This is a genomic window from Rickettsiales bacterium (genome assembly GCA_041396965.1).
GTDB lineage: Bacteria > Pseudomonadota > Alphaproteobacteria > Rickettsiales > SXRF01 > SXRF01.
On record JAWKXN010000001.1, the window covers coordinates 1727314 to 1753497 of the forward strand.

The 26184-nt window shown below is 38.7% G+C and carries 25 protein-coding genes and 2 pseudogenes; 14 read left to right on the forward strand and 13 right to left on the reverse strand.

The genetic code is table 11. The features are described from left to right. The first annotated feature begins 40 nt into the window (after positions 1–40). From R3D71_09125 to R3D71_09135, 3 genes are read left to right on the forward strand one after another with little or no spacing between them, the layout of a single operon-like run. The gene (locus tag R3D71_09125; GenBank protein ID MEZ5691809.1) at positions 41–1432 is read left to right on the forward strand and encodes a leucyl aminopeptidase family protein; all 1392 of its coding nucleotides are present in this window, start codon (positions 41–43) and stop codon (positions 1430–1432) included. Further along, positions 1416–1787: a helix-turn-helix domain-containing protein gene (locus tag R3D71_09130; GenBank protein ID MEZ5691810.1), complete on the forward strand. Its 372-nt coding sequence runs from the start codon at positions 1416–1418 to the stop codon at positions 1785–1787. The genes R3D71_09125 and R3D71_09130 overlap by 17 nt, the downstream gene beginning before the upstream one ends. A 27-nt stretch (positions 1788–1814) precedes the next feature. Continuing rightward, positions 1815–2636, forward strand: coding sequence for a hypothetical protein (locus R3D71_09135; GenBank protein MEZ5691811.1), 822 nt, complete (start codon positions 1815–1817; stop codon positions 2634–2636). 141 nt (positions 2637–2777) lie between these two features. Here R3D71_09135 and R3D71_09140 read toward each other — a convergent pair whose 3' ends face one another. The 4 genes from R3D71_09140 to R3D71_09155 form a co-directional block, all read right to left on the reverse strand. Beyond that, positions 2778–3008 carry a hypothetical protein gene (locus tag R3D71_09140; GenBank protein MEZ5691812.1) on the reverse strand — a complete coding sequence of 77 codons (231 nt, stop codon included), beginning with the start codon at positions 3006–3008 and terminating at the stop codon, positions 2778–2780. Positions 3009–3228: 220 nt separating this feature from the next. Continuing rightward, complete coding sequence (locus R3D71_09145; protein MEZ5691813.1) at positions 3229–4872, reverse strand: hypothetical protein; 1644 nt, start codon at positions 4870–4872, stop codon at positions 3229–3231. 531 nt (positions 4873–5403) lie between these two features. Then, positions 5404–6762, reverse strand: coding sequence for a signal recognition particle protein (ffh, locus tag R3D71_09150; GenBank protein ID MEZ5691814.1), 1359 nt, complete (start codon positions 6760–6762; stop codon positions 5404–5406). Between the two features lie 33 nt (positions 6763–6795). Next, positions 6796–7116 (reverse strand): YggT family protein, encoded by a 321-nt coding sequence (locus R3D71_09155; protein ID MEZ5691815.1) that lies wholly within the window; start codon positions 7114–7116, stop codon positions 6796–6798. 293 nt (positions 7117–7409) lie between these two features. On the opposite strand from R3D71_09155, the gene R3D71_09160 reads away from it, so the two are divergent. Then, entirely contained in the window at positions 7410–8705 is a 1296-nt protein-coding gene (locus R3D71_09160; GenBank protein MEZ5691816.1) for an O-antigen ligase family protein, read from the forward strand. A gap of 18 nt (positions 8706–8723) precedes the next feature. Beyond that, positions 8724–11147, forward strand: coding sequence for an ATP-binding protein (locus R3D71_09165; protein MEZ5691817.1), 2424 nt, complete (start codon positions 8724–8726; stop codon positions 11145–11147). A 61-nt stretch (positions 11148–11208) separates the two neighbouring features. Here R3D71_09165 and R3D71_09170 read toward each other — a convergent pair whose 3' ends face one another. Then, entirely contained in the window at positions 11209–12741 is a 1533-nt protein-coding gene (locus R3D71_09170) for a hypothetical protein (GenBank protein MEZ5691818.1), read from the reverse strand. Between the two features lie 282 nt (positions 12742–13023). Between R3D71_09170 and R3D71_09175 the strand changes: the two genes are divergently transcribed. The 4 genes and pseudogenes from R3D71_09175 (at position 13024) to R3D71_09190 (ending at position 15073) form a co-directional block, all read left to right on the forward strand. After that, positions 13024–13473 carry a helix-turn-helix domain-containing protein gene (locus tag R3D71_09175; GenBank protein ID MEZ5691819.1) on the forward strand — a complete coding sequence of 150 codons (450 nt, stop codon included), beginning with the start codon at positions 13024–13026 and terminating at the stop codon, positions 13471–13473. Between the two features lie 72 nt (positions 13474–13545). After that, positions 13546–13962, forward strand: a complete 417-nt coding sequence (locus tag R3D71_09180) for an IS30 family transposase (protein ID MEZ5691820.1) — start codon at positions 13546–13548, stop codon at positions 13960–13962. 379 nt (positions 13963–14341) lie between these two features. Then, on the forward strand, positions 14342–14668 hold the full coding sequence (locus R3D71_09185; protein MEZ5691821.1) for a hypothetical protein: 327 nt from the start codon (positions 14342–14344) through the stop codon (positions 14666–14668). A gap of 168 nt (positions 14669–14836) precedes the next feature. Next, positions 14837–15073: pseudogene (locus R3D71_09190) on the forward strand (transposase). A 259-nt stretch (positions 15074–15332) separates the two neighbouring features. Here the strand turns inward: R3D71_09190 and R3D71_09195 are convergent. Then, the gene (locus R3D71_09195) at positions 15333–16169 is read right to left on the reverse strand and encodes a flagellin (protein MEZ5691822.1); all 837 of its coding nucleotides are present in this window, start codon (positions 16167–16169) and stop codon (positions 15333–15335) included. A gap of 420 nt (positions 16170–16589) precedes the next feature. Here R3D71_09195 and R3D71_09200 point away from each other — a divergent pair, with 420 nt between their 5' ends. Genes R3D71_09200 through R3D71_09215 form a run of 4 tightly spaced genes read left to right on the forward strand, consistent with a single transcriptional unit; the run spans position 16590 to position 21274 of the window. Continuing rightward, the gene (locus R3D71_09200) at positions 16590–17537 is read left to right on the forward strand and encodes a glycosyltransferase family 2 protein (protein ID MEZ5691823.1); all 948 of its coding nucleotides are present in this window, start codon (positions 16590–16592) and stop codon (positions 17535–17537) included. Continuing rightward, the gene (locus R3D71_09205; protein MEZ5691824.1) at positions 17524–18933 is read left to right on the forward strand and encodes a DUF2142 domain-containing protein; all 1410 of its coding nucleotides are present in this window, start codon (positions 17524–17526) and stop codon (positions 18931–18933) included. Before R3D71_09200 ends, R3D71_09205 begins: the two co-directional genes overlap by 14 nt. Positions 18934–18940: 7 nt before the next feature. Beyond that, complete coding sequence (locus tag R3D71_09210; GenBank protein ID MEZ5691825.1) at positions 18941–20326, forward strand: DUF2142 domain-containing protein; 1386 nt, start codon at positions 18941–18943, stop codon at positions 20324–20326. 30 nt (positions 20327–20356) lie between these two features. Next, positions 20357–21274, forward strand: a complete 918-nt coding sequence (locus tag R3D71_09215) for a phosphatase PAP2 family protein (GenBank protein MEZ5691826.1) — start codon at positions 20357–20359, stop codon at positions 21272–21274. Here R3D71_09215 and ftsY read toward each other — a convergent pair. The 3 genes from ftsY to R3D71_09230 form a co-directional block, all read right to left on the reverse strand. Next, positions 21271–22209 (reverse strand): signal recognition particle-docking protein FtsY, encoded by a 939-nt coding sequence (ftsY, locus tag R3D71_09220; GenBank protein MEZ5691827.1) that lies wholly within the window; start codon positions 22207–22209, stop codon positions 21271–21273. The genes R3D71_09215 and ftsY overlap by 4 nt on opposite strands. 58 nt (positions 22210–22267) lie before the next feature. Beyond that, positions 22268–22855, reverse strand: coding sequence for a hypothetical protein (locus R3D71_09225; GenBank protein ID MEZ5691828.1), 588 nt, complete (start codon positions 22853–22855; stop codon positions 22268–22270). 105 nt (positions 22856–22960) lie between these two features. Then, positions 22961–23416: a hypothetical protein gene (locus tag R3D71_09230; GenBank protein ID MEZ5691829.1), complete on the reverse strand. Its 456-nt coding sequence runs from the start codon at positions 23414–23416 to the stop codon at positions 22961–22963. A 52-nt stretch (positions 23417–23468) separates the two neighbouring features. Here R3D71_09230 and R3D71_09235 point away from each other — a divergent pair. Further along, positions 23469–23552 (forward strand): annotated as a pseudogene (locus R3D71_09235) (IS1595 family transposase). Positions 23553–23728: 176 nt separating this feature from the next. On the opposite strand, the gene R3D71_09240 reads toward R3D71_09235, so the two are convergent. From R3D71_09240 to R3D71_09255, 4 genes are all read right to left on the reverse strand, one after another. After that, positions 23729–24154 (reverse strand): hypothetical protein, encoded by a 426-nt coding sequence (locus R3D71_09240; protein ID MEZ5691830.1) that lies wholly within the window; start codon positions 24152–24154, stop codon positions 23729–23731. A 69-nt stretch (positions 24155–24223) separates the two neighbouring features. Further along, on the reverse strand, positions 24224–25567 hold the full coding sequence (mtaB, locus tag R3D71_09245) for a tRNA (N(6)-L-threonylcarbamoyladenosine(37)-C(2))-methylthiotransferase MtaB (GenBank protein MEZ5691831.1): 1344 nt from the start codon (positions 25565–25567) through the stop codon (positions 24224–24226). Then, positions 25564–25950: a type II toxin-antitoxin system VapC family toxin gene (locus tag R3D71_09250; GenBank protein ID MEZ5691832.1), complete on the reverse strand. Its 387-nt coding sequence runs from the start codon at positions 25948–25950 to the stop codon at positions 25564–25566. The genes mtaB and R3D71_09250 overlap by 4 nt, the downstream gene beginning before the upstream one ends. Continuing rightward, positions 25950–26174 carry a type II toxin-antitoxin system prevent-host-death family antitoxin gene (locus R3D71_09255; protein MEZ5691833.1) on the reverse strand — a complete coding sequence of 75 codons (225 nt, stop codon included), beginning with the start codon at positions 26172–26174 and terminating at the stop codon, positions 25950–25952. Before R3D71_09255 ends, R3D71_09250 begins: the two co-directional genes overlap by 1 nt. Between the last annotated feature and the right edge of the window lie 10 nt (positions 26175–26184).

Genomic DNA, 26184 nt, shown 5'->3' on the forward strand with positions numbered 1-26184 from the left:
CTATATTTATCAATATATTAGATTATTTTAACTATTTTCTATGCCTCAAATATTTACTGTCACTAAAAGCAAAAACAGCGAAACAATCCCTATAGTGATATTAAATGAGAAATCATTTCCTATATGGCTGAAAAAACAACAAAAACAGACTCAACAATGGCTAAAAATAAATGATTTTAAGGTAAAAGCAGGAAATTTCTGCCTAATACCAAAAGACAATATTTCTATTGGTTTAATAGTCACCATAGTAGAAGAAAAAACTAATATATGGAGTATCTCTCACCTTCCCACGAAAATTCCTGAAGGGAGTTACGCCATTGAGGGTAAGTTTGATAACACGGAAAAATTCAATCTGACTCTTGGCTGGGCACTTGCCAGCTACAAATTTTCTAAATACAAAAAAAATATCGCGACATATCCTAAACTTGTAGCCCCTAAAAACGTTGATTTGAATGCAGTAAAATCATTTTTTGAGTCAATCTGCTGGGCACGTGATTTAATCAATACACCAGCGAACGATATGACTACCGACGAATTAGCGAATGAAGCGACAAGCTGGGCAAAAAGTAATAAAGCTAAAATAAAAATTATAAAGGGAGAAAATTTACTAAAAGAAAACTACCCAATGATATATACTGTCGGCAAAGCATCCTCCAACCCTCCATATCTTGTTGACATTAACTTTCCTCGCAAAAACTCTCCAAAAATCACCTTAGTTGGCAAAGGAGTAACTTTTGATACTGGTGGTCTTGACATCAAACCAACGTCATCCATGCGTCTAATGAAAAAGGATATGGGAGGAGCGGCTAATATTCTAGCTCTCGCTAAAATGATAATTGACGGTGATATTCCAGTACAACTCCGTGTATTATTACCAATTGCGGAAAACTCTGTCGCTGGCAATGCCATGCGACCTTTAGATATTGTAAAAACTCGTAAGGGTATAAGCGTAGAAATCGGCAATACAGACGCAGAAGGAAGATTAATATTATGTGACGCTTTATTTGAGGCGGACAAGGAAAAACCTGACCTACTCATTGATTGCGCCACTCTCACCGGAGCCGCTCGCGTCGCTCTTGGAACAGATATACCAGCGTTTTTCACCAACGATGACAAGCTCGCCACCAAACTCTCTAAAATAAGTGAACAGGAAAGCGACCCACTTTGGCGGCTTCCTTTATGGGCTGATTACAGGGAATATCTAAGTAGTAAAAACGCCGATATAAGTAATGATTCAAGCAGTCCATACGGGGGAGCTATCACTGCGGCGCTTTATTTGCAAGAATTCGTAGACATAAAAACTTCATGGCTACATATTGACATGATGGCGTGGAACCTTCAGGATAGAGCAGGTCGCCCACAAGGCGGTGAAGCAATGGGAATAAGAGCTTTATATAGATTAATAAAGGAAAATTATGGCAACAAACACTAAGGCAAAAGGCGAAAAGATTAGCTCATCTAAAACAATAAGGGCGCTTACCTTCTGGCATGGAGTTACCTCAACAGCTCTACAAAAAATGCCTTTTGATTTATCAGCAAGACAAACAGCGGTTTTACTAAATGTTTATCTTATGCCACCGCCGCATAGCATTAAACTCTTATCAGAGGAGTTACAAATATCTAAACCAGCGATATGCAGAGCGGTTGACGCTCTAGAGTCCGCTAAATTGTTAAAAAGGACACGTGATAAACAGGATAAACGCAACGTTCTGATACAAAGAACAGTAAAAGGCTCTGTTTATCTTAGTGAATTCGCGGATATTATACTAAGTATGTCCAGAGAATAACACTTTATTAAATATTTATAATACATAATGCTCCGTAAACAGGGTAAGATTATGGAATATTATTATATAAGCTCCAGAAATGAAAAAGACGGTCCTCACGACATAATAACAATTATGCGTAGGATTAGGACAGGAGCTATTACCACAGAAACAATATTCTACCACAACAATACCACGATAAAAGCTGGTGATATTGAGGAATTTAATTCCTTTTTTAATCACCCTGTGGATGATATACGCAATGAACTAACCAAAACACCCAGCATATCAATAAAGAAAACCTTAAGGAAAGGCTGGAATTTTGTCGCTGAGCATCAAGGAATGTCGGCTTTTGCTGGCGCTATACTGTTATTCTCCGTATTATGCGCCGTACTCACCCATGCGCTAATGAACAATATAGCGTCAGCCATTACCGCTGGCTGGATTGTTTTCGCTCTTCTTCAAGGAAGTTTTTTGCTATTTGCCATATGCCTTTATCGCGGACAAAGAACCAGTGTTGATTTTATTGAGCATACAATAGCCCCAGTTATGGGTAAGGTCGCTCTTGCCTCAATACTTATGTCATTTGCTGGTATAATAGGTCTTCCACTACTAATCCCATCTCTTGCTGCTTTACTTATAGCTATATTCATTCCAATATTCATGCTTGATTATAATTATGGTATTGGCAGAAGCATAAAGGAAATTATAAAAATATTTAGAAAGCTTGATACTGAATCATTAATAAAAATTTTGTTACTACTTGGAATTTATATGGTATCTGTAGTCCTAATCTTTCCCATACCAGTTACTATGAGCATAATGGCGGGAGGAGCATGTTATGTATACGACGAGCTTACGTCTATTTAGGTTTTTACTCACAGACCAAAAAAGCAATCTCCCATAATTGGCGCTATTGTATAACCTGAGCTACGGCTATTACCATACTCTCCCCTTGCGGGGGAGTCAAAAATTGAAGAGAGTAATGATTCAATTTTTGGTGGGGGGTAACTAGGCGAAACAGCCAAAGCCGTACTTTTCCTCAAAAGAATCAAAATCAGGGCAATTCATATTCTCGTCAAGATGACAAGCTTCCTCCGCTAGACCAGCGACTATCTGAGCCTGAGCGATAAACTCAACCACTTCGGACTCTACTACCTGCTCCACAATCTCTACGGAAACGACTGACTCACCAGCAACTTCTTCTACTGAATCACTTACTTTAACGGCTGAATTCTGCATACATTCCTCATATAATTATAGTAAATCGCCCTTATTTTTCCCTATAAAAATAAGGCATCTCGCTCGCTTCGCGGCGCAAAACCGACTCTTTCAGAGTCTGTTTTGATAGTAACTTGGGTAATTCTTACCGCAAGTTACTATAACAACAATCGGAGGGAGTATAATACATAAAAGCTTAAAAATCCACTAAACTTTTATAACCTGTAACATATAGAGAATGCTATTTACTGGCGGACTGTGAGCTTTCTTTTTCTTTAGGAACAAACGCCACCTGCACAGAACTGCTTTTAATACCATCATCACCCACTGTATTATAGTATATTCTAGGATTTTTAACTTCAAGAGCGGCTGTTTTTGCCTTCTCTGTCAACGGACTGCCAGAAGGTATTTCTTCCTGCGTTATGCCATTCTCACCGATTACGTTATTAATAATCTTTCTTGAATCAGCTATAGCCTTAGCCACCTTCTCAGGTTTTGTAGTCTTATCAACAACATCTTCCGCGTCAGCCTTCAAGGTTTTTTTACCATTGCCTTCTTCTTTATCACCACGCTCTTGCTCTTCACCTTTACCTGCGGCTTCCAGCAATCCAGATTCCTGCTGAGCTTTGACCACAGAAGTCCTGTAGGCGTTAACTTTTTGAATATATTCTTTTTCAGTGATAGAAAATGCATGAGCACCTTCCAATATACCGTTAAATATCCTATTACTTTCTACTAGCAGTTCTTTATGAATTCCATTCTCATCTATAGAATCTATATAATCAACTATTTCTTTAAATGATTTCGCTACATTGCCATATCTGGTCCCTCTATCCTTATCATTATACGGTATTATTTTAGGATCTAAGCTTATTCCATCGTAGTAGTCATGAGCAACCATGGCTAACTTCTTAGCTTCACCATACCTTCCTTCCTTCAGCTGTTCAGCAATATCCCTTTTAGTGCGCACCTCAAGACGGGTATCGGCTGACTCTCCTCTATCCTTAATACCATCTGATATATCTCCATCATATTGCTTCACAAGATAAGACAATGCCTCCTTTGTCCATATAGGAAGAATAGATCTATCGTCAGAGTAATCCTTACCATCCATAATCGATTTGGTCAAATTAGGTTCATTTTGAAAGTTATTACCAATCCTAGTTCTTAAAAGCTTAAGCTTTGCTATAATAGAAAGACTATCCCATCCTTCAGGGTCTATATTATTCTTTCCATATTCCTCTAATTTATCAGACAATTTATCAGGAAGACTGAGATTAATCACGGGAGCCGCTGGCAATCCACCAGTTTTAATCAACTCCTGTTTATCATAATTATATCTCTCTGCCGCTGGATTCCACACATTACCAGCATAAGAAGCAAACTCCAACACATCATCATTTAGCTGTTCCAATCTCCTTATACCACCTTTGGTATCACTTCTTGAAGTAAAAAGTGACATCATAACTTTATCCTGTATGGTCAAATCGCTAAAATTCTTTGGATTCTTTACGACTCTATGCTCAGACAGAAGCGCTGTTGGCTTAATAACATTCACTCCACCAATATTTTCAGTGGTTATTATATCTTCTTTACCAGCTTCAATTCCAACCTTATCTTTGCCCCAGCTAAATACACTGGTAAACATCTCCCGACCTTTATCACCAGCACCATCAATCCCTACTTTAGCTAGTGTTTTATTGGTCATATCACGGAATCCTTCGCTTTTATTAAGCAAAAAGCCAACACCAGTTACCGCTAATAGTCCGCCCAACACCCATTTAACAGCGGTGGTTATCGCTCCAACGGTACTTCCTATAAATCCAGAAAAGCCACCACCTGTTATTTTATTATCTATATAACTATCATAATCATGGTTAGACATACTTTATTCCTCAATGGGTTATCTGTCCATTACAGCTTAATATTTATTATTCCACATTATCATTGTGCCATAAAATAAAGTTTTTTGTGTGAAGATTTTGTTACTCTATATGTTACAATTAGCAAAACAATAATTTAACTCCAGATAACATATTGAAAAATAGAATTTTTTTATAATCCAAGAATTAGAAATTAGGTCATAAGAAGCACAGTAAGTCAGGCTGTGTGAGTCCTGCCTGTCCGCATAGCAATCGCATTTGGATACAATGTCGCCCCGCACGTGGTTAGCGGGGTCTGGTGGGTTGCAGAGCAATCCAGTGAAAAACTCTGCTTTTCACAACCGGATGCCGTCATAAAGACGGCATGACAGTGTCACGTTCAGTTCCTGATACCCAAATACAATCGCCATGGGCCTATCCGCCGAAGTTCAAAGAGCGTAGGAGGAAGCAATGCTCCATCCACCTTTGCGCTTGCGCGCTACGGCGAGACAGGTACGAGGGACAGTAGTCTTTCACGGGGATAAGATAAAATTTCAGCGCAGCCCGCCAAGTAATTGTTCTAACCCACCACCACGCATCATACCTTTTTTACCCATTTTACTTAGCTTTTTCATCATACCTTGCATTTGCTGATGCTGTTTTATAAGCTTATTTACATCTTGCACACTAAGCCCAGAACCTTTGGCGATACGCGCTCTCCTTGAAGCGTTTAGCAACTTGGGGTGGACCCTCTCTTTAGCGGTCATGGAGAGTATAATAGCTTCCTGCCTAGCGATCATCTTATGGTCTATATTAGCCTGCCCGATCTTTTCCTTAAGCTGCCCCATTCCTGGTAGCATTTTCATCATACTGCCAATACCACCCATCTTATTCATTTGTCGCAACTGTTTAAGCAAATCGTTGAAATCAAAATGACCTTTCATCATTTTCTTTGCCATTTCCTCAGCCTGCTCAGTATCAACATGCTCAGCGGCTTTTTCAACTAGCGATACAATATCACCCATATCAAGGATACGTGACGCTATGCGCTTAGGATGAAATTCCTCAAATTCGTCTAGCTTCTCACCAACACCGATAAATTTGATTGGCTGTCCCGTTACCGAACGCATGGAAAGAGCCGCTCCTCCCCGTCCATCACCATCAACACGAGTAAGAATTATTCCACTTACCCCGATCTGCTCATGAAAGTTCTTCGCTATATTTACCGCGTCCTGACCAGTAAGACAGTCAGCTACCAGCAAAGTCTCCAAAGGATTAGCTAAAGATTTCACTTCCTTCAGCTCATCCATCAACTCTTCATCAATATGCAGCCTACCAGCGGTATCAAGAAGCAATACATCATACCCTTCCAGACGAGCGGTATTCATCGCCCGCTTGGTTATCTCTAAAGGCTTTTCACCAGATATTATCGGCAGAGAAAACACCTCCGCTTGCTTGGCTACCTGCTCAAGCTGTTGCTGCGCTGCCGGACGATAAATGTCAAGCGACGCTACCATGACTTTTTTATTATATTTCTTCTTAAGACGTAGCGCCAACTTGCCAGTACTAGTTGTCTTACCTGAACCTTGCAGACCCGCCATCATAACCACTACCGGAGGAGTAGCGGCGAGATTTATCTCCTGATGCTCACTACCAAGCAACTCCGCCAAATGGTCATTTACCAGCTTAATAACCATCTGCGCTGGTGATACGCTGGCTATTATTTCCTTACCAAGTGCTTTTTCCTTGAGAGTTCCAACAAACTCCTTAACCACCGGCAGCGCCACATCAGCCTCAAGCAAAGCGATACGCACCTCGCGCATCGCGCTGTCAATATCAGCTTCCGACAGAACCCCACGACCACGTAATTTGCCGAGAACCCCAGTGAGTTTTGAAGATAATGATTCAAACATATCCTATTATTCAATCTTTTCTTATTATTATTCTTACCTATACATAGAAGAGATATTCGCTTTTATCTCATATGTATAAAAATAGGTGTAAAGAGCGTTTTGCAAAAATGTAATCAATAATATAACTATTATCGGAGATACATCTATACCTCCTAAATCTGGCAATATTTTCCTAATCGGACGCATGACCGGCTCACATATTTTATCAAGAGCGTACATTACCCTTTGCACCAAAGGCTGATAAGAATTTATCACCTTAAATGATATAAGAACGCTGGTCACCGTCCATATCACCACGCACCACATATATATCTGTAGCACTGAGGCGATTAAATCTATAAATGGATTTAGCATACTTTACCTTCCTACAAATTAGACCACTTATGAATAAAAATATCACATATTTTTATCAAATTTTATGCCTGCTTCACAGCGGAAAACATTATTCCTCTAACAAGGCTCTTACACTCGTTTTGGGTAAAAATTATCCAAAACGAGTGTATTTTAGCATATAGAGCAATCTACACAATAAAACTGTTTATAAAATAAATAACTAGATAACACCAACTAATATTTGCTTTTCTTAACAAAAAATTCAATAAAAACAGATAAAAAACAGGTAGTGTAAAATACTTAGAGATAACAGAGTGAATCTACATACATCACTAAAACCCTATATGACCATGTTATTTCCAAAAAATAATTGGAATTTGTCTCTTTCATATATTGCTGTTTTGCTTATACCGTGGGGGTTGATTTTCAGCAGAGGTCTTGCTGATTCCTGTTGTGTTATTGTATCATTGCTTTTTTTGCTAAATAGCTACCAAAATAAAAACTGGGCATGGCTTAAAGACCCATTTATCAAAATTAGCATCGTAGCGTGGTTATGGATGGTACTGGTAGTGTCACCACTTGCCGTATCGCCTAAACTTTCATTCTCTGTCGCTATACCATGGATTCGCTATATATTACTTTACGCCGCTATGCGACACTGGATTTTAACCGATAAACATCGCATATTTTTTCTAGGTAAAATGCTGGCAGCAATGCTGGTATTTGTGCTCATAGACTCACTATGGCAATACTTATTTGATGTTTCTCTATCAGGAAATCCAAAAGACAGTAGTGGCAGGCTTACCGGTCCCATCAACAATGTGAAGGTTGGTGTGTTCATAGCCAAAATGATCCTACCAACTGCGGCTATTTCTCTATTTATAGCAAAATCCACCAATAGTCGCCTAATGCTTTTCACTTCTCTATTTCTGATCATAATGAGCGAGTCTATAATACTAATAAGTGGAGAACGCACCGCCTTTTTCAGCAGCATGTTCGGTTTTTTCACCGCTATCTTCCTAATCGCCATTGTTGAAAAAAGGGTACGTATTATTGGCGCTTCACTTGCTATTACATTAAGTGGAATATCAATATTCCTGATCCTGACTCAGGAGTGGGTTTTAGCTCGTGTCAAGGAAATAGGCATTATTTTAGGAGCGCTTTCTGAGTCTAATTACGGCAAGCTTTTTATAGACGCTATAGTAATAGGCAAAGAAAATCTAGCTCATGGTGTTGGTTTCAAGGGCTTTCGTATTGTCTGCGAGGAAATGGAAAAACAAAAAATTCTGCTATACTGCAACTTACACCCGCACAATACTTACCTAGAATGGTTTGCGGAAACCGGTCTTACCGGTATGGTTATATATACCGCTATGGTAATATGTCTTGCCTTTACAGTTTTGTCTTCTTTCAAAAAGTCTCACGGCATATACCGTATATTACCAGCGGCGGCTTTTGGTACGATTATCATAAATTTTTTCCCATTTATGGTAACACAGAGTATATTCTCTAACTGGCCTGCTATTTTATTATGGTACTCAGTAAGTATAGCTATGTCTTTTACAAATATTACGACAGAAAACTCAAAAAATGGTGGCAACTATACCTAAAAAATGAGGAATTAAGAAATGAGAAGATACAGCAAATTCCAACAAAAATTACACCATCTTTCTATTCGCTCCCGACTTTTTAGCATAGTTTTAGTCTTTGCTATACCTTTTTCCATCCTTATCTACTCAACCATAGACAATATCAAACGCAATATCGTACTAGCGCAAATGGAAATTGATGGAGTGAAGTACGAAAAAATCCTTACCGGAATTCTTGCCGAAATAGGCAACCATCGTCTTACTAGAATGATTATCGCACATAATAAAGATCCAGATAGAAAAATACTAAAAAAACACAATGAATATTCTAAAAATATTGACGCGCTTATAGATGAACTTATAGAACTGAACAAAAATTTAGGAACAGACCTTAGATTTTCTAAAAATATACTGAAAAATGACAATAATGAAGCAACAATGATCGAAGAACTTGCTCAAAAATGGCAGGTAATAAAAAATCAGGATATAACTATATACAACAATTATGACGAAATTCTTGTTCTACTAGATAGAATAATAACAGTAGTCGGAGATACATCTGGTCTTATCCTTGATCCAGATCTTGACAGTTATTATCTGATGGACATCTCAGTAAACCAACTACCCCAAACTATAAACAGAATATCATATGCTTCTTTCTTACTATATCCATATTTCAATCTTTCCATACCCGTATCCCCAGAAATAAGCAGCGAAGCGAAACTAATCACTCATTTCCTACGTGAAGCCGAGATGGAGAGAGTCCTCTTTGATATTGATCTTGCCTTTAATGAGGATGAAAATTTTTATGGTGTAAGCCAAACTCTAAAGCCTAACCTAGAACCAGTGATTGAAGAATATAAGAATGATATGAACCAATTCATCACTACATTAGATATTGTTTCATCTGGTAACAGAATAGCACCTGACACTCTTTCAAAACAAATTTTTAAATTGCGTGATTTTATAAAAACCATGAATTATAAAATCCTTGATGAATTAACAACACTTCTCAACAAGCGCATAGAATATTATCAAAACAAACAATGGAACACTCTTATATGGTACGCATTAGCACAGCTTATAGGACTATGGTTATTCTTCTTCCTAACTACTAGTGTTATAACTCCAATAAACTGGTTGTATAAAGCTCTTGTTGAAATAACCAAAGGCAATCTACGTATCAAAATTCCCGGCAAGGATTTTCAAGATGAAATTGGCACTATAGCAAGGGGTATTGAGTCATTCCGTATAAACCTTTTAGAAAAAGTAGAACTAGAAACCGAATTAAAGGAAAAGAGTAATTATCTGCAATCAATAACAGATAGCTCATTTGATGGTATAATGGTGATTAATTCAATCGGAACCATACTTGATTTCAACAAATCTGCCGGAAGAATCTTTGGTTATAATATTGACGACATAAAAGGAGAAAATATCTCCATTCTCCTTCCTCAAAAAACATCCAGTCGCTATCGCAAATATATAGAATCCTATCTTAGTAATATCAGCAATATGACCGGTGTAAATCGTGAGATAAAAGGAACTAAGAAAAACGGCGATATTTTCCCTATAGAAATAACTATATCAAAACTTGATTATCATGAAGATACGTTATTCGTGGTGATGGTTAAAGACATAACTTATCGTAAAAAAATAGAAGCTGAACTCATAGAGCATCGCGATCACCTACAAAAACTTGTTGATATTAAAACCCTAGATTTAATCATAGAAAAAGAAAAAGCTGAAAAAGCCAATGTCGCCAAGTCCGAATTCCTATCAAATATGTCACACGAACTTAGAACACCCATGCACGCTATTCTTAATTACACCAGCATGAGCATAAAAAATATTAGTGGCGATACTATCAAGAATCCTGAAAAGCTAGACAAATATCTTAACAATATCCAAATGGCCGGAAAAAGATTGCTCGGATTATTAAATAATCTATTGGATTTTGAAAAGTTGGAAGCCGGCAAAATGACCTTCTCTATAGAAAAAGGCGACTTACAAAAAGTAATTGATTACGCCTTAGTAGAGCTTGACTCACTGATCAAAAATAAAAAACTATCAGTGACTAAAGAGAATTTATGTCAAAATACTAATATATATCTTGATGAGGCAAAATTAATACAAGTTATTATTAATCTTCTGTCTAACTCTATAAAGTTCTCACCAGAAGGAGGTAATATAACAATTATCATATCAGATTACGCGGAAAAAGACGGCAAAGAATTTGTACTATGCTCAATAAGTGATGATGGAATAGGTATCCCAACAGAAGAGCTGGAAGATATATTTGATAAATTCACCCAAAGCAGCAAAACTAAAACTATGTCAGGCGGTACTGGTCTTGGTCTTTCAATAAGCCGGAAAATAATAGAAGGGCATCAAGGAAAAATATGGGCAGAAAATATGAAGGCAGGTGCCGCTATAAAGTTTATTTTGCCAAAAACCCCGTGAATTTAGACCGAACTCTACCTCTATTGCCTATTGCCTATTGTCTATAACCTATTTTCTCCATCTACCAACTATAATGTACCTTATAGGTTATTATTTTTTCCTCCTCTGGTTTTAGATTTACCATAAAATGAATCTGGTGAGCCGAGTCTTTGGTATATTTATCACTGGATGTTGAAATATCCCAACCAGTCGCCCGATATAGATTCTCAACCACTTTTACTTTCACCGCCTGTTTTTTCTGATTACGGATTTTAATTTCTATCTTCTCATCAGCGAAGCGACGTTTACTATCAAGATAATAATCAAGCTGTTTGCGTTCTCCAACCACATCAAAGGCACTGCCAAGCTTTATCAACAACTCCTCATTGCGCGGTGTATGCTCTATAATATCCTCACCGATAAATTCCAAACTACCGTCAGATTTATCCTGCTGATTTACCCGTATCCTACCAGCGGGCAGCGGCACACCAAGACCTAGCTCCTTTTTATTCATTATTTTAAGATAAACATCCACTTTCTTATTTGGATTTTCCACTCCATAAGAACGTCCGGTGTAAAGCCCTCCATAATTCCAATATTGTGAACCAAAGCCGTTATAAACCATTACCTTTTCCACCGGAACATTATTCGCTGCCGGAATAAGTTCAAGCTGCTTAGTGGAATTATTCGGCAACATAGTGGGTTTATCCAGCGTATAGAGATGATACTCAAAAAATGATTTTTCAGAAAAGGAAGGAGCTTTTGCCTCTGCCATGTCAGCCATAGCTGCAAATCCCTGATTTCTTACTTTATAAAGCCTCCCCTGTGGCTGAACCTTCTGCACATCACCAGCCATCAATTTAAGTTTAGCGTCATTAAAACTAGCACCAGTCTGGTTAATTATTGAAACCCATGAGTTAAAATCAACAAATCCACTATTAGCGTCCTTACCTTCACGGTAAATAAGATTATAGTCCGCCCACCAAGTCATACCTTGAGTCTGATAACTAACTTCTGTTTTATGCTTACCAACCTTCCCAGTAAATATATCCCACACCAATGTTGGCTTAGTTATAAGCCCATTAGGAAGCTCAGGAAAAGAAATTGACGAATAACTACGTATTGCCTTTATCTTACTATCATCAGTTTTCAGCGTAATACCACCCTGCGTACTAAGCAAAGTTCCGCTCACTTCTTCTACCTTATCACCGGAGTTTTTCTCTACGGTAATTTTTTTATCTATATATTTTTCAAGTAATTTGCTCTGACTTACTAAATCAAACTGATAATTCTGCTCCCCTACCTTAGTTCCTTTAGGATCAGTAAGTGATTTGAACTGCACAGAGGTCGGGTCAATATAAGCGGCGACATCACTATATTTTACTACATTTTTTTTGCCTGAAAGCTCTATATCCCGTACCTGCCTCACCACCCCGTAACCGGGAACATTCATCCCGTTATAGCCACTTCTACCTTGTACCGGACGATACATGTTAGGGTCAATAGCCCCTGCTCCCGCCTTACTGTAAATAGTTATCGCCGTCTCATCAGCAAAGGCTGGCGTAGCGATACAAAGCGCTGAACTTATAAGCAAAATGGAAAAATGTTTTTTCATGGCTATCTCCTATGATTTTATGGCAAATTAACTGTTACCATAATATCAGACGATTGCCAAAACCAATTCCTTGGTAAAAAAATTATTTTTTTGTAACCAGCACAAATATAGAGTCTACCTCTTCACTACTTGAACGCAGCGCGAAGTAAGCCTTAGTGGCATCCCAGCGTAACTTAAGAATTTGGGAAATTCTTGAGCTGGAATGCTATAGTTACTTCAACATAAACTGTATTACCTGAGTTCTAGACTGAAGTGCAACACTTACTGTAAGGAAGTGTTGCCATGGAAAAAGTATACGAACATCTCTCATGCGCTGAGAGGGATGAGATATTCCGTCTCTTAAGAGACGGAATATCTCGGCGCAAAATCGCAGAAAATCTTGGGCGTAGCCCTGCAACCATTAGTCGTGAGATTCGGCGCAACTCCTCGCATATAGGCTATTTGCCTGATACGGCGGCAAGCAAAGCAAGAAAACGAAGGCGAAACGGCATCTTCAAAATTGACCGCCACCCAGAGTTAAAGTCAATGTTACTCAATGGCTTAAAGGAGCGATGGTCTCCTGAACAAATCGCCACAACCTGCTATGGAAAAGTGACATTCTGCCATGAAACCATCTATCGTTATATACACCATGCGCCATGGGCAATCAAACAGCAATTATGGCAATTCCTGTGGCGAGAAAAACCCCGACGAAAGAAACATAAAGCACAAAAAAACAAAGGTAAAATCTAAAATAGAACATCAATTCACAAACGAAACAAAAACATCAATAACCGCAAACATTATAACCATTGGTAGGCTGACTTGGTACATTTTGGCAAGGAAAAACAGTATATTATCACTGCGATTGAACGCAAATCACGCTTTTTACTAATTGTGAACAATCCCGAGGGCAAAAATGCGGCGAGTGTGGCGCAACGTTTGGCAAAAAAAATTGCTCCATTTAATCCCAAATCTATCACACTGGATAATGGCTTGGAATTTACTAACCATCAGAAATTACCCGCGAAAACGTACTTCTGCGACCCATATAGCTCATGGCAAAAAGACTCAGTGGAAAACGCTAATGGACTAATCCGAAAGTTCCTGCCAAAGAAGTATCGTGGAGAAACAACAGACAAAATGCTGGAAAATATCCAAAATATCATCAATAATAAACCTAGAAAAATTCTTGGATGGAAAACACCTCAAGAAATCTTTAACCGTTGCACTTCAAATTAGAGTTCGCTCTATCCTGTCAAACGCACGATCTCCCAGCCATTTACGAGCGAACATCATTGATTTAGCTATTTTCCAGCTTCGGACGGATAAGACCAAAAACTGCACCTCAGAGACTATGCTGGCGGCAATGATGTTCAAGCTGGTGCAGTCAACAGAAAAACGATGGATGAAAATCGGAGATTTTGATCATCTCAAAAATTTCATCTAGGGCATGAATTTTGTTGACAGCATAGCGCAAAGTGTGATTCACTGATACTCAGTGAGGTATGCTAATTAACATATCACATACGCCACTTCTGGGCTTTGCTCTACATAAACCAGCGATTTGCAGCTTAACTTTGCCGCAAAACTGCCCAAACAAATAGGAGTACTCCTGATTATGACAGATGAAAAAATAGTTGAAAAAATAGTTGAAAAAATATTTAATGGAAAGGAATTAAGTGCCCAATTAAGTAGATTAGAAAATACTATAAATAGTATAGCGGGAAGTAGGTCTAAAAACCCAGAAAAACTAATTGGGGAAGTAAAAAATATCAAATCCAAATTTAAGGATGGTGTTGATGCTTTTGGAGAGCGCTCTGAAAAAATTAACAAGAGATTGGGGAGAATTGAATCTAATTTGAGTGGGCGTGCACGTCAAGAAAGTAAATACAGGGGAGTGGCCTTGATAGAAAAACCTGTTGATGATCCCCATCTTGGTAGATAATCCCCCTGTACATCGTCGGAGTAATTCAGACTCAGTTTGCAAAGAATGTCAGATCAAATCTCAACTAATACAGCTGAAAAACCCAGATAAAATGTATCTAATTATGGAGCAAAATAGGTCTGTTGCAAAAGTAGCGTAATTTGGTAACAGCCACAATCGTCCTGTCCTTTGGATGTTTCAGAATTTCACCATCATCGTATCAATCATTCAACTCACTTTGTAGAACAAAAACACAATCATATAAATGGTATAGAAAATTTTTGGAACCAAGCAAAAAGAGTGCTTAGAAAATACAATGGAATACCCAAAAATAACTTTCATTTATTCTTGAAAGAATGTGAATTTAGGTTCAATTATGGTACGCCAAAACAACAACTCGCCATTCTCAAAAAATGGTGCTTCTAGTATCCTAATCTAGTTTTCCAAGCGGTGGGCGTCGGCATAAACCACCATCCCCTCCTTAAGAAGAGCTTTGGTAAAATCTTTACCCATTCCTGATGATGCTCAGGCTGCGAGAGCTATTTTTTTACTCATATCACCTCCACTAATTTTATAGAAAAACTATAGTAACTTACGATAAAAATTACCACAAGCAATATCAAAACCGACTACGAAAGAGTCGGTTTTACGCAGCGGGAACAAGACAAATTTTTTGCAAAAATATCTAGCTGACTAATTTTAATAGTGCCGGTGTAAGTCTGTTACTTTGGGCGGCAACCGCAATAGCCGCATTTTGCTGTAGCAGAGCTTGCGACTGCTCAGTTGAGGCAGCGGCAAAATCAGCGTCTTGTAATTCAGAGCGCGCGGCTTCTTGATTCGCGATAGCAGAGTCAACATTAGCGGCGGCATAATCAATTGATTGCAAAAATGAGCCTATTTCAGCCCGAACTCCAACGACATCATTTATAGCGCTGTCAAGAACCGATAAAGCATAAGAAGCGCTAACAGCATCTAATATACTAAGACTCTTACCACCAAATAAATTATCGCTGGCAAGATTTTTTATAGAAAGCCTATCGGAATCTTCGCCCTCTACAGATAATATACTATTGATAGATATAGCATCATCACCGCTCAATCCACCATCGAGCAGTTTTTTATTATTAAAACTAGTACCACCAACAACCGAATTCAACTGTCCAATCAACTGCTCGAACTGCTCACTAAGAGCCGCGCGATTATCATCATTAAGAACCGGAGAACCAGCTTGCTGCGCGAGATTACGCAATTGTTGTAATATATCTCCTATCTGACCGACACCTGAATCCGCCACCTGCAGAAGACTGCTCGCCTGAGCTATATTAACGGACGCTGCCTTAAGCCCACTTACTGATGATTGTAATTGGCTGGCGAGTGAAAGTGTCGCGACATCTTCTCCAGCGGAAGAAGATTTCTTACCACTGGCAAGCGCGGCAATGGCGGAATTTAATTTCCCGCTAGATTTTTGTATATTCTGTTGTTGCTGTAGACCAGCCACTCCTGATAAAGGTCCAATACTCATAGCATCCTCCTGACACAACCGATAAAACGTTCTAGCAATATAAAAACTGTAAAAACGCTTATATCGTATAAGGTCACTAAAAAATCCTGTGACCGCCTGATTTATATTACATAATATATCATATTAATTACTATAAAGTTAATCAATATATAATTTTCTACAGAGGATAAAAAGTAAAATACATATAAAACAATATGTTAATTTATAAAAATAGTTAATTATTTTATACAACTATATATCTACAACTATACTCATTTGTATTATTAATAACACAAATGAGTATCAAAACCGCAAGTTGAAAGCGTGGTTTGACCACATCAATCCCAAGCATTTGCTTAGGATTGATACTATATAAATAATTTATTCACATTTGTTAGCTAATTATTTAATGATAACAATATTCACCCAACCGGATATAAAATGATACCTGAAAATTTTTCCATAGCTATACTAATACCCTGTTATGATGAGGAAATGACCATAGGAGATGTCGTATCATCCTTCCGTACTAATTTTCCAACAGCCAGAATTTACGTCTATGATAATAACTCAAACGATAGCACCGCGCGCAAAGCGAAAGAAGCCGGAGCTATCGTTAGGAGCGAGCCAAGACAAGGCAAAGGAAATGTCGTGCGCCAAATGTTCGCCGATATTGACGCTGATATTTATATTTTAGCTGATGGTGATAACGCTCACCCAGCACCGCCAGCCATAGATTTCACGAACACACTTATAGAAAAACGCCTTGATATGGTAATAGGCACCAGAATGATTGGTGGTACTACCACAAGACGCTATCACGCTTTTGGTAATAAAATGTTCAACCGACTGGTAGAGATATTATTCAATCGTGGAATGAGTGATGTATTTTCTGGATACAGAGTATTCAATAGACGTTTCGTAAAATCATTTCCGGCGATTAGTCGTGGTTTTGAAATAGAGATGGAACTTAGCGTACACGCACTTGACCTACGACTTCCATTCATTGAAATTCCTTTTAACCACGGTGAAAGACCGGAAGGATCAGTTAGCAAACTCCGTACTTTTCATGACGGCTTCAAAATAATGTGGCGGATGCTAGTATTTTTAGCCGAAACCAGACCTTTTAGATTATTTACATGGACTGCGGCGTTAATGCTTATTATCGCTATAATACTGGCTATCCCTATCATAGAAACTTTCATAAAGACTAGTACCGTTCCACGCTTCCCTACAGCTTTTGGTATTGTTGGTCTTATCATGTTAAGTGGGGTTATTTTTACCAGCGGCATCATATTGGAGGGTATCGCTCGTTTTAGAAGAGAAAATAAACGTCTGCATTATCTATCATTATCTCCATTCCGTAGCGGGTATCATGACCTCAAGTAACCGAAATAGTTTTTTTACAACCAAACCTCAATATATATTCGCCATTTTCTCATTTATCGCCGGATTCATACTTACATTATTAATCCCGCCAATTGGTGGGATTGATGAAAACCACCACATCCGCCGCATATCGGACATTTCTCACTTTGAGTTTCTAAATCCTCGCACCTATACTGAGGATCCACTCAGCTTATGGGTTGATAATGGCTGGGTAGTACGAAAAAATTATCATGAGAACCATAAAAAATGGTATTTTAATGACATAGAAAAAATAAAAATAGAACAACCTACCGAACAAGAAATAGAAATAGACAAAAATATTTTCGCGGTCGGCAACCCTGTTATTTATTTCCCATTTGCTATGCTACTTAAGCTAATAAATTTTGTCTTCCATCCAGAAATATGGCTACAATTTTATATAATACGCTTTCTATTTCTCATCTCCTCAGTAACTCTTTTTACCATAGCCATAGCTAAAATCGCCGAACATAAAATATTGCTCGCCACAGTTGGTATGCTGCCAGTAATGCTCTATAATCGCAGCGGGGTAAACGCTGATGGTCTCCTTATAGGTTGTTCAGCACTATTTATAATAACTATCTATAATCTATGCGAGGCATATCACAAAGATAACTCCGCCAAGATTACCGGTAAAAATCTTACTAGCCTTTTTATCTGGGGATTCCTCACCGCTCAGGTCAAAGGAGCCTATCTACCTCTCCTATTCCTCGTATTGCTTATTCCAAAAAACATGTTCCGTTCCAAGAAAAACAGGCTACTAAACATTATTATTCTTGTTATACCTGCTGTGATATGTTCCCTTATCTGGTCTAATTACGCAAGACAGGAGATACTCTCTGGTGTAAAATATTTCGTGGAAGGCGGAGCTATGACTTGGCCGGACGGACAGTTTGAATGGATAATATCCCATCCATTATCGTTTGCCACAGTTATTATTAAAACTATTTTCGCTTCCCCCATTATACCAAACAGCGTATCACAAATGGTTGGTTATCTAGGCTGGAATGGTTTTCATATATCAGTTTTAAGTGCCGTGATTTTACTATTAATGGTTTTCGCTATCGCTGCTTATGAGCCAGCTAATAATAATTTCTTTTATAAATCATCAATAAAAAAACTTTTCGTTATAGCCATCTTGCTTGCTACTTTTACCCTAATGCTTACTATGCTTTACGTACAGTGGACTGGCTACAAGTCAGATATAGTACTTGGCTTTCAAGGCAGGTATTTTTATCCACTTATTCCAGCTCTATTATTTTTTGTAAAACCCATAACTACCTTGCAAAATAAAAATAAGGCGACGTTATTACTTTGGCTGTTTAGCTTTATAAGCGCCACCAGCGTTATATATTCAACGATAGTCGGAAATTACTAGGTCATAAATGAGTATTTTACAAAAACCCCACTATATTTTTGCTTTTATATCCTTAATAACTGGAATTATTCTAGTTTTCCTCGCTCCTCCCATCAGCATGATTGACGAAAACCAACATGTAAGAAGAGTAACTGACATAGCCGACTTCAAGTTTCTCTACCCATATAATGACACTAATGACCAACTTGCCATATGGGCGGAAAATGGTCTGCTCATGCAAGAGCAAAAATTAAAATTATCACCACGCTGGGATATAAAAAATCTGGTGGATGAAGTACAAAATTTTCCACCAGAACTGCCAAAAATAAGACAAGTAATGATGGATAAAAACCCCTACGCCGCGTCCAACCCTCTATTATATCTCCCTTTTGCCTTAGTCTTTAATGTCAGTAAGAATATAACAGATAAAGCATGGGTAGATTTTTATATATTGCGCCTTACTGGTCTTTTCTTAAGTGTATTTTTAATAGCTATCGCCATTTCTCGGATGCGGGAACATAAAATCTTACTATCGGCTTTCTGCCTTCTACCAGCGATGATGAACTCTCGCAGCGGTGTGAATATTGACGGCATAGTAATTGCCATTGTCTTTCTTTTTATTGGACAAATATTGTATCTAATGAAAAAGGAAAAACCTGTGTCCAGCAAGGATATTGTCCTACTAATAATATTAGCTTTTATCGCCGCTCAGGGAAAAGGGGCTTATGTTCCGCTATTATTTCTGGCATTTCTTATCCCTAAAAGATTATTTTCCAGCAAGTACAGCTATATCATCACAATTATACTTACTATTATACCAGCGCTAATTGTCAGTTTTGGTTGGTCAGCTCTGGCAAAAAACGCGATATTATCCGACATAAAATATTATAACGATAACGGGTTGGTATGGCCGGATGGTCAATTTGAGTGGATAATATCACATCCATTTTCTTTTAGCGTAGTCGTGCTTAAAACATTTTTCGCTTCTCCAATGCTTCCTAACTCGCTATGGGAGTCTATAGGCTCTATCGGCTGGGGCAGCAATCATATATCAATTCCGATTATAAGCTACATATTACTTATAATAACAATATTCATGGCAATGGCTTATGAGCCTGTTGGGAAACAGCTAGAAAATAGTAAAATCAAAAAATTCTTTATAACCCTCATGGCACTATCATGTATAGGACTTGCCCTTACCATGCTTTATGTGCAATGGTCAGAATATAAGGCTGATGTTATACAAGGGTTTCAGGGCAGATATTTATATCCTTTACTACCATTATTATGTATCTTTATAAAGCCGGTGACAGGTAGTGAAAGTAAAACAAAGGCGATCATAGCGCTATGGGTATTTGGAATTATCAGTTCAGCCAGCATATTATGGTCAAGTTGGAATTATTATTATAGCTAGAACATAAAAATTTTTTATATGAAACGAATAGTGAAATCTATATTCAGCTTCTTACTTCCATCAGAAGTAGCAATGCTACTTGGTATAATATTGTTGTTAGTAGCAAATAGTGTATTTACCCTCCCCTTATTTAATCCGGGTATTACCTCTCTAATCGGCTATCTAGGAATTTTTGTTCCTTCCTTACTTGTATGCGCGGTTATTTATGAGTATCGTCGGAAGAAATACAAAGAGCAGATAAACATAAGTGAAATACCACGCAATTATCTCACATTTTATTTCGCTATTTACTCATGTATGCTTACCAAGCATTGGGCGCACTTAGCGACCACAAAATATTATGATGATTTTTATCAGAAAACCGATGAGTGGCTATCACCATTAATTGCCATAGAGAAAAAAATAAACAGCCTGCTGATGATACCCATTGATTATCTTCAATATATGACTGCTGTTCAAATAACTTTCTTTTTCGCTTTTCCGGTATGTCTTGCTGGCGGCATCCGCCTATTTAATTTATGCTCAGCCACCCTTGTTATAAACTTCATCATTGGCGGTTTCTTCTATATGGCAGCTCCGGCGCTTGGTCCTTTCATTTACTGGTCACAAGATAAATGGAACGCTACCTTGAGCAAATATATGGAGGTAACACAAGCTTTTATAAAATCCGCTGGAGCATCCTATAGCACTACCGACTCCATATTCATACTTGGTGCAATGCCATCATTCCATATATCAATTCCCGCCCTATTTAGCTGGTATATGTATAAGAGTAATAAATTCTTTGGTGTAATTGGCGCGTTAATTACCTTATATTGTTTCGTTCACGCTCAACTGACCGGATTCCACTATATCATAGATTTAATCGCTGGTTTTGCTTTAGCGACAATAGCGATAATAATAGCTGAGAAAATGCTAAAAATGAGAGAAAGTAGAAGAAGAGATTAGTCAATATCAACTAAGTTACGGGCAAAATCATCTGGTATGAAAGCGTCCAAATCATCAATCTTCTCGCCAATGCCAATAGCGTGAATCGGAAGTTTAGCTTCTTTGGCAAGCGCCACGATAATCCCACCCTTTGCCGTTCCATCAAGCTTAGTTACTATAAGCCCACTTACATTTACCATTTCCTTAAAGGCTTTTACCTGTGATAAAGCGTTTTGACCGGTAGTCGCGTCTAATACTTGCAATACATGGTGAGGAGCTGACTCGTCAATTTTCTTTAGAACATTTATTATTTTCTGTAATTCCGCCATCAGGTTTGATTTATTCTGCAAACGACCAGCAGTATCTATAAATAACACGTCTACCTTTTCCGCTTTCGCGGTTTCCAACGCCTTAAATGCCACACTTGCTGGATCCGCTTGAAACTCTCCAGTTATTACCGGAATATCCGCTCTCCTGCCCCATTCTTGTATTTGCTCAACAGCGGCAGCGCGAAAAGTATCAGCGGCGGCGATCATAACTTTTTTGCCATCATCCTTTAATTTACTGGCGAGCTTGCCGATAGTGGTCGTTTTCCCATTGCCATTTACTCCAACCATCACAATAACTTTTACGCCACCACCTAAACCTTTAGGTGAAAAACGTGGTGTTTGAATTTCAAGAGGAATAGCGTAAGGCTCTAAAATAGCAGATACTTTCTGCGCTAGAAACTGCCGCACTTCATCCGGCTCAATATCTTTATCAAAACGGTTTTTAGCGAATTCCTGTGTAAGTTCAGTGGCAAGAGAGGCACCAAGATCCGCCTCAATCAGCAAATCTTCTAGTTCTTCCAGCGAGGCTGCATCTAGCTTACGCTTGGTAAAGATACCCGTAATACCACCGCTAAGCTTGCTGGAGCTTTTAGATAGACCAGATTTCAGTTTTTTAAGAAAATTCATCTCGGAAGTTTTAGCGTTTTTAACCCTAAAGTCAATATGAACAGAATCTATGTGAACGCTATACAGATCTTCCGCTAAGCATCATAGCGTTTTCGAACATTTCCTCACGCCTTTTCTTTTCCCTGTCCTGAAATTTTGTACCAGTTTCCTTGCCTTTTTCCGATTCATGAGACGGAGAGTGAGATTTAGCTAGGGATTGTACAGGCGAAACACTTTGGTTATTCTCCTGCGAAGCGACATTTCGTTCTTTTTGTTGTTCTAGGGCAAAATCGTATTCAATACTTCTAAGGAATTTCGTCCCTATGCCAGCTACAACACCACCCACAACAGCACTTGAGGTGATCATTGTAGGCGCGATAGTGAGAGCGGTTATTCCGCCTCCTACTATTAACATAGCAAAGGCTGCACTAAGTATTGCACCAGAAACCATCCCATTGTTGAAAATACTGTTTTCCTTGTGAACTTCCTTGCCGTATTTCTGCTCTTTTTCTATTTCAGCATGACCGAATACCCCTCCCGCAACCGCGCCAATAGCTGCTCCGACGGCTCCAAATAACGCGCCTCCTACCAATCCACCTTCAAAAGCTTTATCGTTAAAATATGTCGGCTTTTCCTTTGGATAATATCGTAAAGTCTCTTTTTGCATGGTTCTAGTGAGCTGTTATCTTATTTCTGTTGTTATAATTCTAAATAAGGCAATACCATAAAACAAGTTAAGTTTTTGTGACGGTTTTGTGAATGGCTGTAGCTATTAAAATTTAATTGATATAGCGCAGTTGGTGCCATTGCCACCATTTTGCGCGATTGAATATCGTTGTGTCTCGCCAGCTGAATTATTATTATCCCAGCAGGTTGTATCACTTGCCGCTGTTGCGTTTGTCACTGGTACTAATTGATTGCCTATATAGCTACCAGTTCCTGAGCTATTATTGTACCATATAGTATACATTGGAGGTATTGATACAGATAGGCGTGTTGTTCCTCTAACACTTACTCTACCAGACATTGGTAACCCATCATCCAGTTTGTTGTCAATGCTATATGCATGTCGTACGGCTATTGCCCCTACATTTGCCATGTTTGCTGGTGATTGAATGATTGGGGAGCCGATTACATAATAGTGTATATAATTATGACTAAAAACAGATATAAAAGAATTATTGCCAACTTTAGCTTTAGGAAGGTAAAGCTCTTTATCAAGACTCATAAAAATACTTGGGGCTGTCCCAGATAACTAGTTAATGTTATCGTTGGATGGTATGAGAAAGAGCCGATTAAGTAAAGAGAAACAAACGCGATTAATTGAACATTTTGTGGCGGGAACAACTGCCCGATGCGCATCTTATACAAGATGATATAGAGTGGTTAAAATCACGTCTTAGTGAAAACTTATTAACAAAAAAAAGTTGGGTTGAGAGGGTAGAACATGGAGTGGACGATAAACTCAACTGGTTAAAGGATCTTATTGCCAACAAGTGTACTGCCAAAAATCCGTCTAAAAAGGAATTATAGACCAAAATTAGAACCTAAATCTTATAAAACCATTTGCCGAAATGCTAAGAGGGATGTCTTGAGAGTTAATTTGCTGTCCGCAATTACAATTAACTCCACCAGAAATTTCTATGGCTTCTCCTCTTTTTCCTATAACATCAGAAAAGTTGATTTGTACTGGAGAATTCCGCACGCCATACTCTATTCCGTATAATGATGGGTTGCCGCCAATAGAATTCATCATATGAGCAAATCTAGCATTACCAGCAATTTGATTCAGTTCTGCATTTCCAGTAGCGATTATAGCTTGTTCAGCTAAAGCATAAGGAGAAATTTCTACCCCGTTTTTTCTTAAATTATGTGATATTGCTGAAATATTTTTCTCGTTCTCACCAGTATTGTTAATACCAAGGTTAGCTAAGATATTTTCAGCGCGTGCTTGTTTTTCAGGCATGTTTCAAACCACAATTATACTATCCATATGTCCAACCCTAACATATTAGTGTTACAAAAATATGACAAATTACAATCTATTACCATATAACTTGTATTGATCACATCTTCTTATTTCTGCTCTTATCACTGTTCCCGCCTTATATTCCTTGTCCAGCGTAACTGGCGTAAAATACTCATTTTTACCGATATTATCTTTTTCCATCAGCACGGAAACTTCTTTGCCTATTTGTGTTTGCAGATATTTTCGTAGATTTTCTTCTCCGACTTCTCTAAGCTTCGCCGCTCGTTCTTTGCGAATAGCTTTTGCCACTTGCGGCATTTTGGCGGCGGGAGTTCCACTACGGGCGGAATAAGGAAATACGTGCAGATATATCAAGCCAGTTTCTTTCACTAAATTCAGCGTATTTGCAAACATCTCATCAGTTTCGGTCGGAAATCCAGCGATAATATCCGCGCCAAAAACTATATCCGACCTTAGCTCCCGTAGTTTAGCACAAAAATCTATAATATTCTGCCTGTTGTGCCGACGTTTCATCCTTTTTAACACCATGTCATCACCCGCCTGTAGGCTGATATGGATATGCGGCATCAGGCGCGGCTCATTTGCGAATAAATCAAGTAAGTCATCATCAACCTCTACCGCGTCAATAGAAGAAAGGCGCAGACGTTTTAGGTTTGGAACATTACTAAGCAATCTTCTGCACATCTGTCCGAGTGTTGGGCTGCTTGGTAAGTCCTTACCGTAATCGCTTATGTCAACTCCGGTAAGTACCACCTCATTATAACCAGCCTCCACAAGACTTCGCACCTGTGCCACTATCTCGCCCATCGGCACAGAGCGGCTATTACCCCGCCCATAAGGTATTATGCAAAAAGTGCAGCGATGATCACAGCCATTTTGCACCTGTACAAACGCCCGAGCTTTCCCATCAAATGACGCTACCATATGCGAAGCGGTCTCCGTTACCGACATAATATCGTTGACGAGGATTTTTTCATCGTTATTTATTGTCATTCCGAGCATTTGCGAGGAATCTTGTCTTTGTTCTTCGCAAAGATCCCTCGTCGCTTTGCTCGCTCGGGATGACAAGTCAGTATAAAATTCTTTCTTCAGTTTCTCTTCATTGCCGATAACGCTGTTTACCTCTGGCATATCAGCATATTGTTTGGGGTTTATCTGCGCTCCGCAGCCAGTAACAATAATTTTTGCCTTGGGATTTTCCTTGTGTGCTTTGCGGATGGCCTGCCGCACTTGCCTTTCTGCTTCGGCTGTTACCGCGCAAGAGTTAAATATCAATGTACCAGAAAGCCCAGCCGCATCAGCTTGTTGCTTGATAACCTCGCCTTCATATATATTAAGCCGGCAACCGAAATTTATAACTTCCAAATTATTACTTAAAACCTTGCTCATACAACTAATAAATTTACCAGATAATTTGAAAGCTGCTTATCAGCGCTTATCAAGGTCATATTTTCCGCCTTTGCCTGTGCTATCAGCATCCGGTCAAATGGGTCACCACGCCCTGATGGAATTTCTCTTAACATCCGTACATGAGACTCTTTTATCTCTAGGCAGGCAAAACCCAAATCTGGCAATGCGGAAAAAAAGTTTTCCGGCAGCTTTATTTTACCTTTTGCTTCCTTGATTGCCAGCTCCCACGGGCATATGACGCTGTAAGATACCTGAATATCTCCATTTTGTAAAATATCATAGACATTATTTGGTAATCTTTTGTCCAAAGTCACCGCCCACAGCAATATGTGAGTATCAAGAAGATAGTGCACGCTACTCATTATTTCTCGTCAAACCATTCTTCCGGCATTGGCTCATCAAAATCCTCGGGAATATGTATCTCACCCTTAAAAATACCAAGTTTGCGAGGAGCGGATTGTGTGTAAGGCATAAGCCTAGCGACCGGCTTTCCCGCGCGCATAATGACCACATCCTCACCGCCTTCAACTTTTTGAATAATGGCTGATAGATTAGTTTTTGCCTCATGGATATTGAAATTCAGCATATTTTTATCA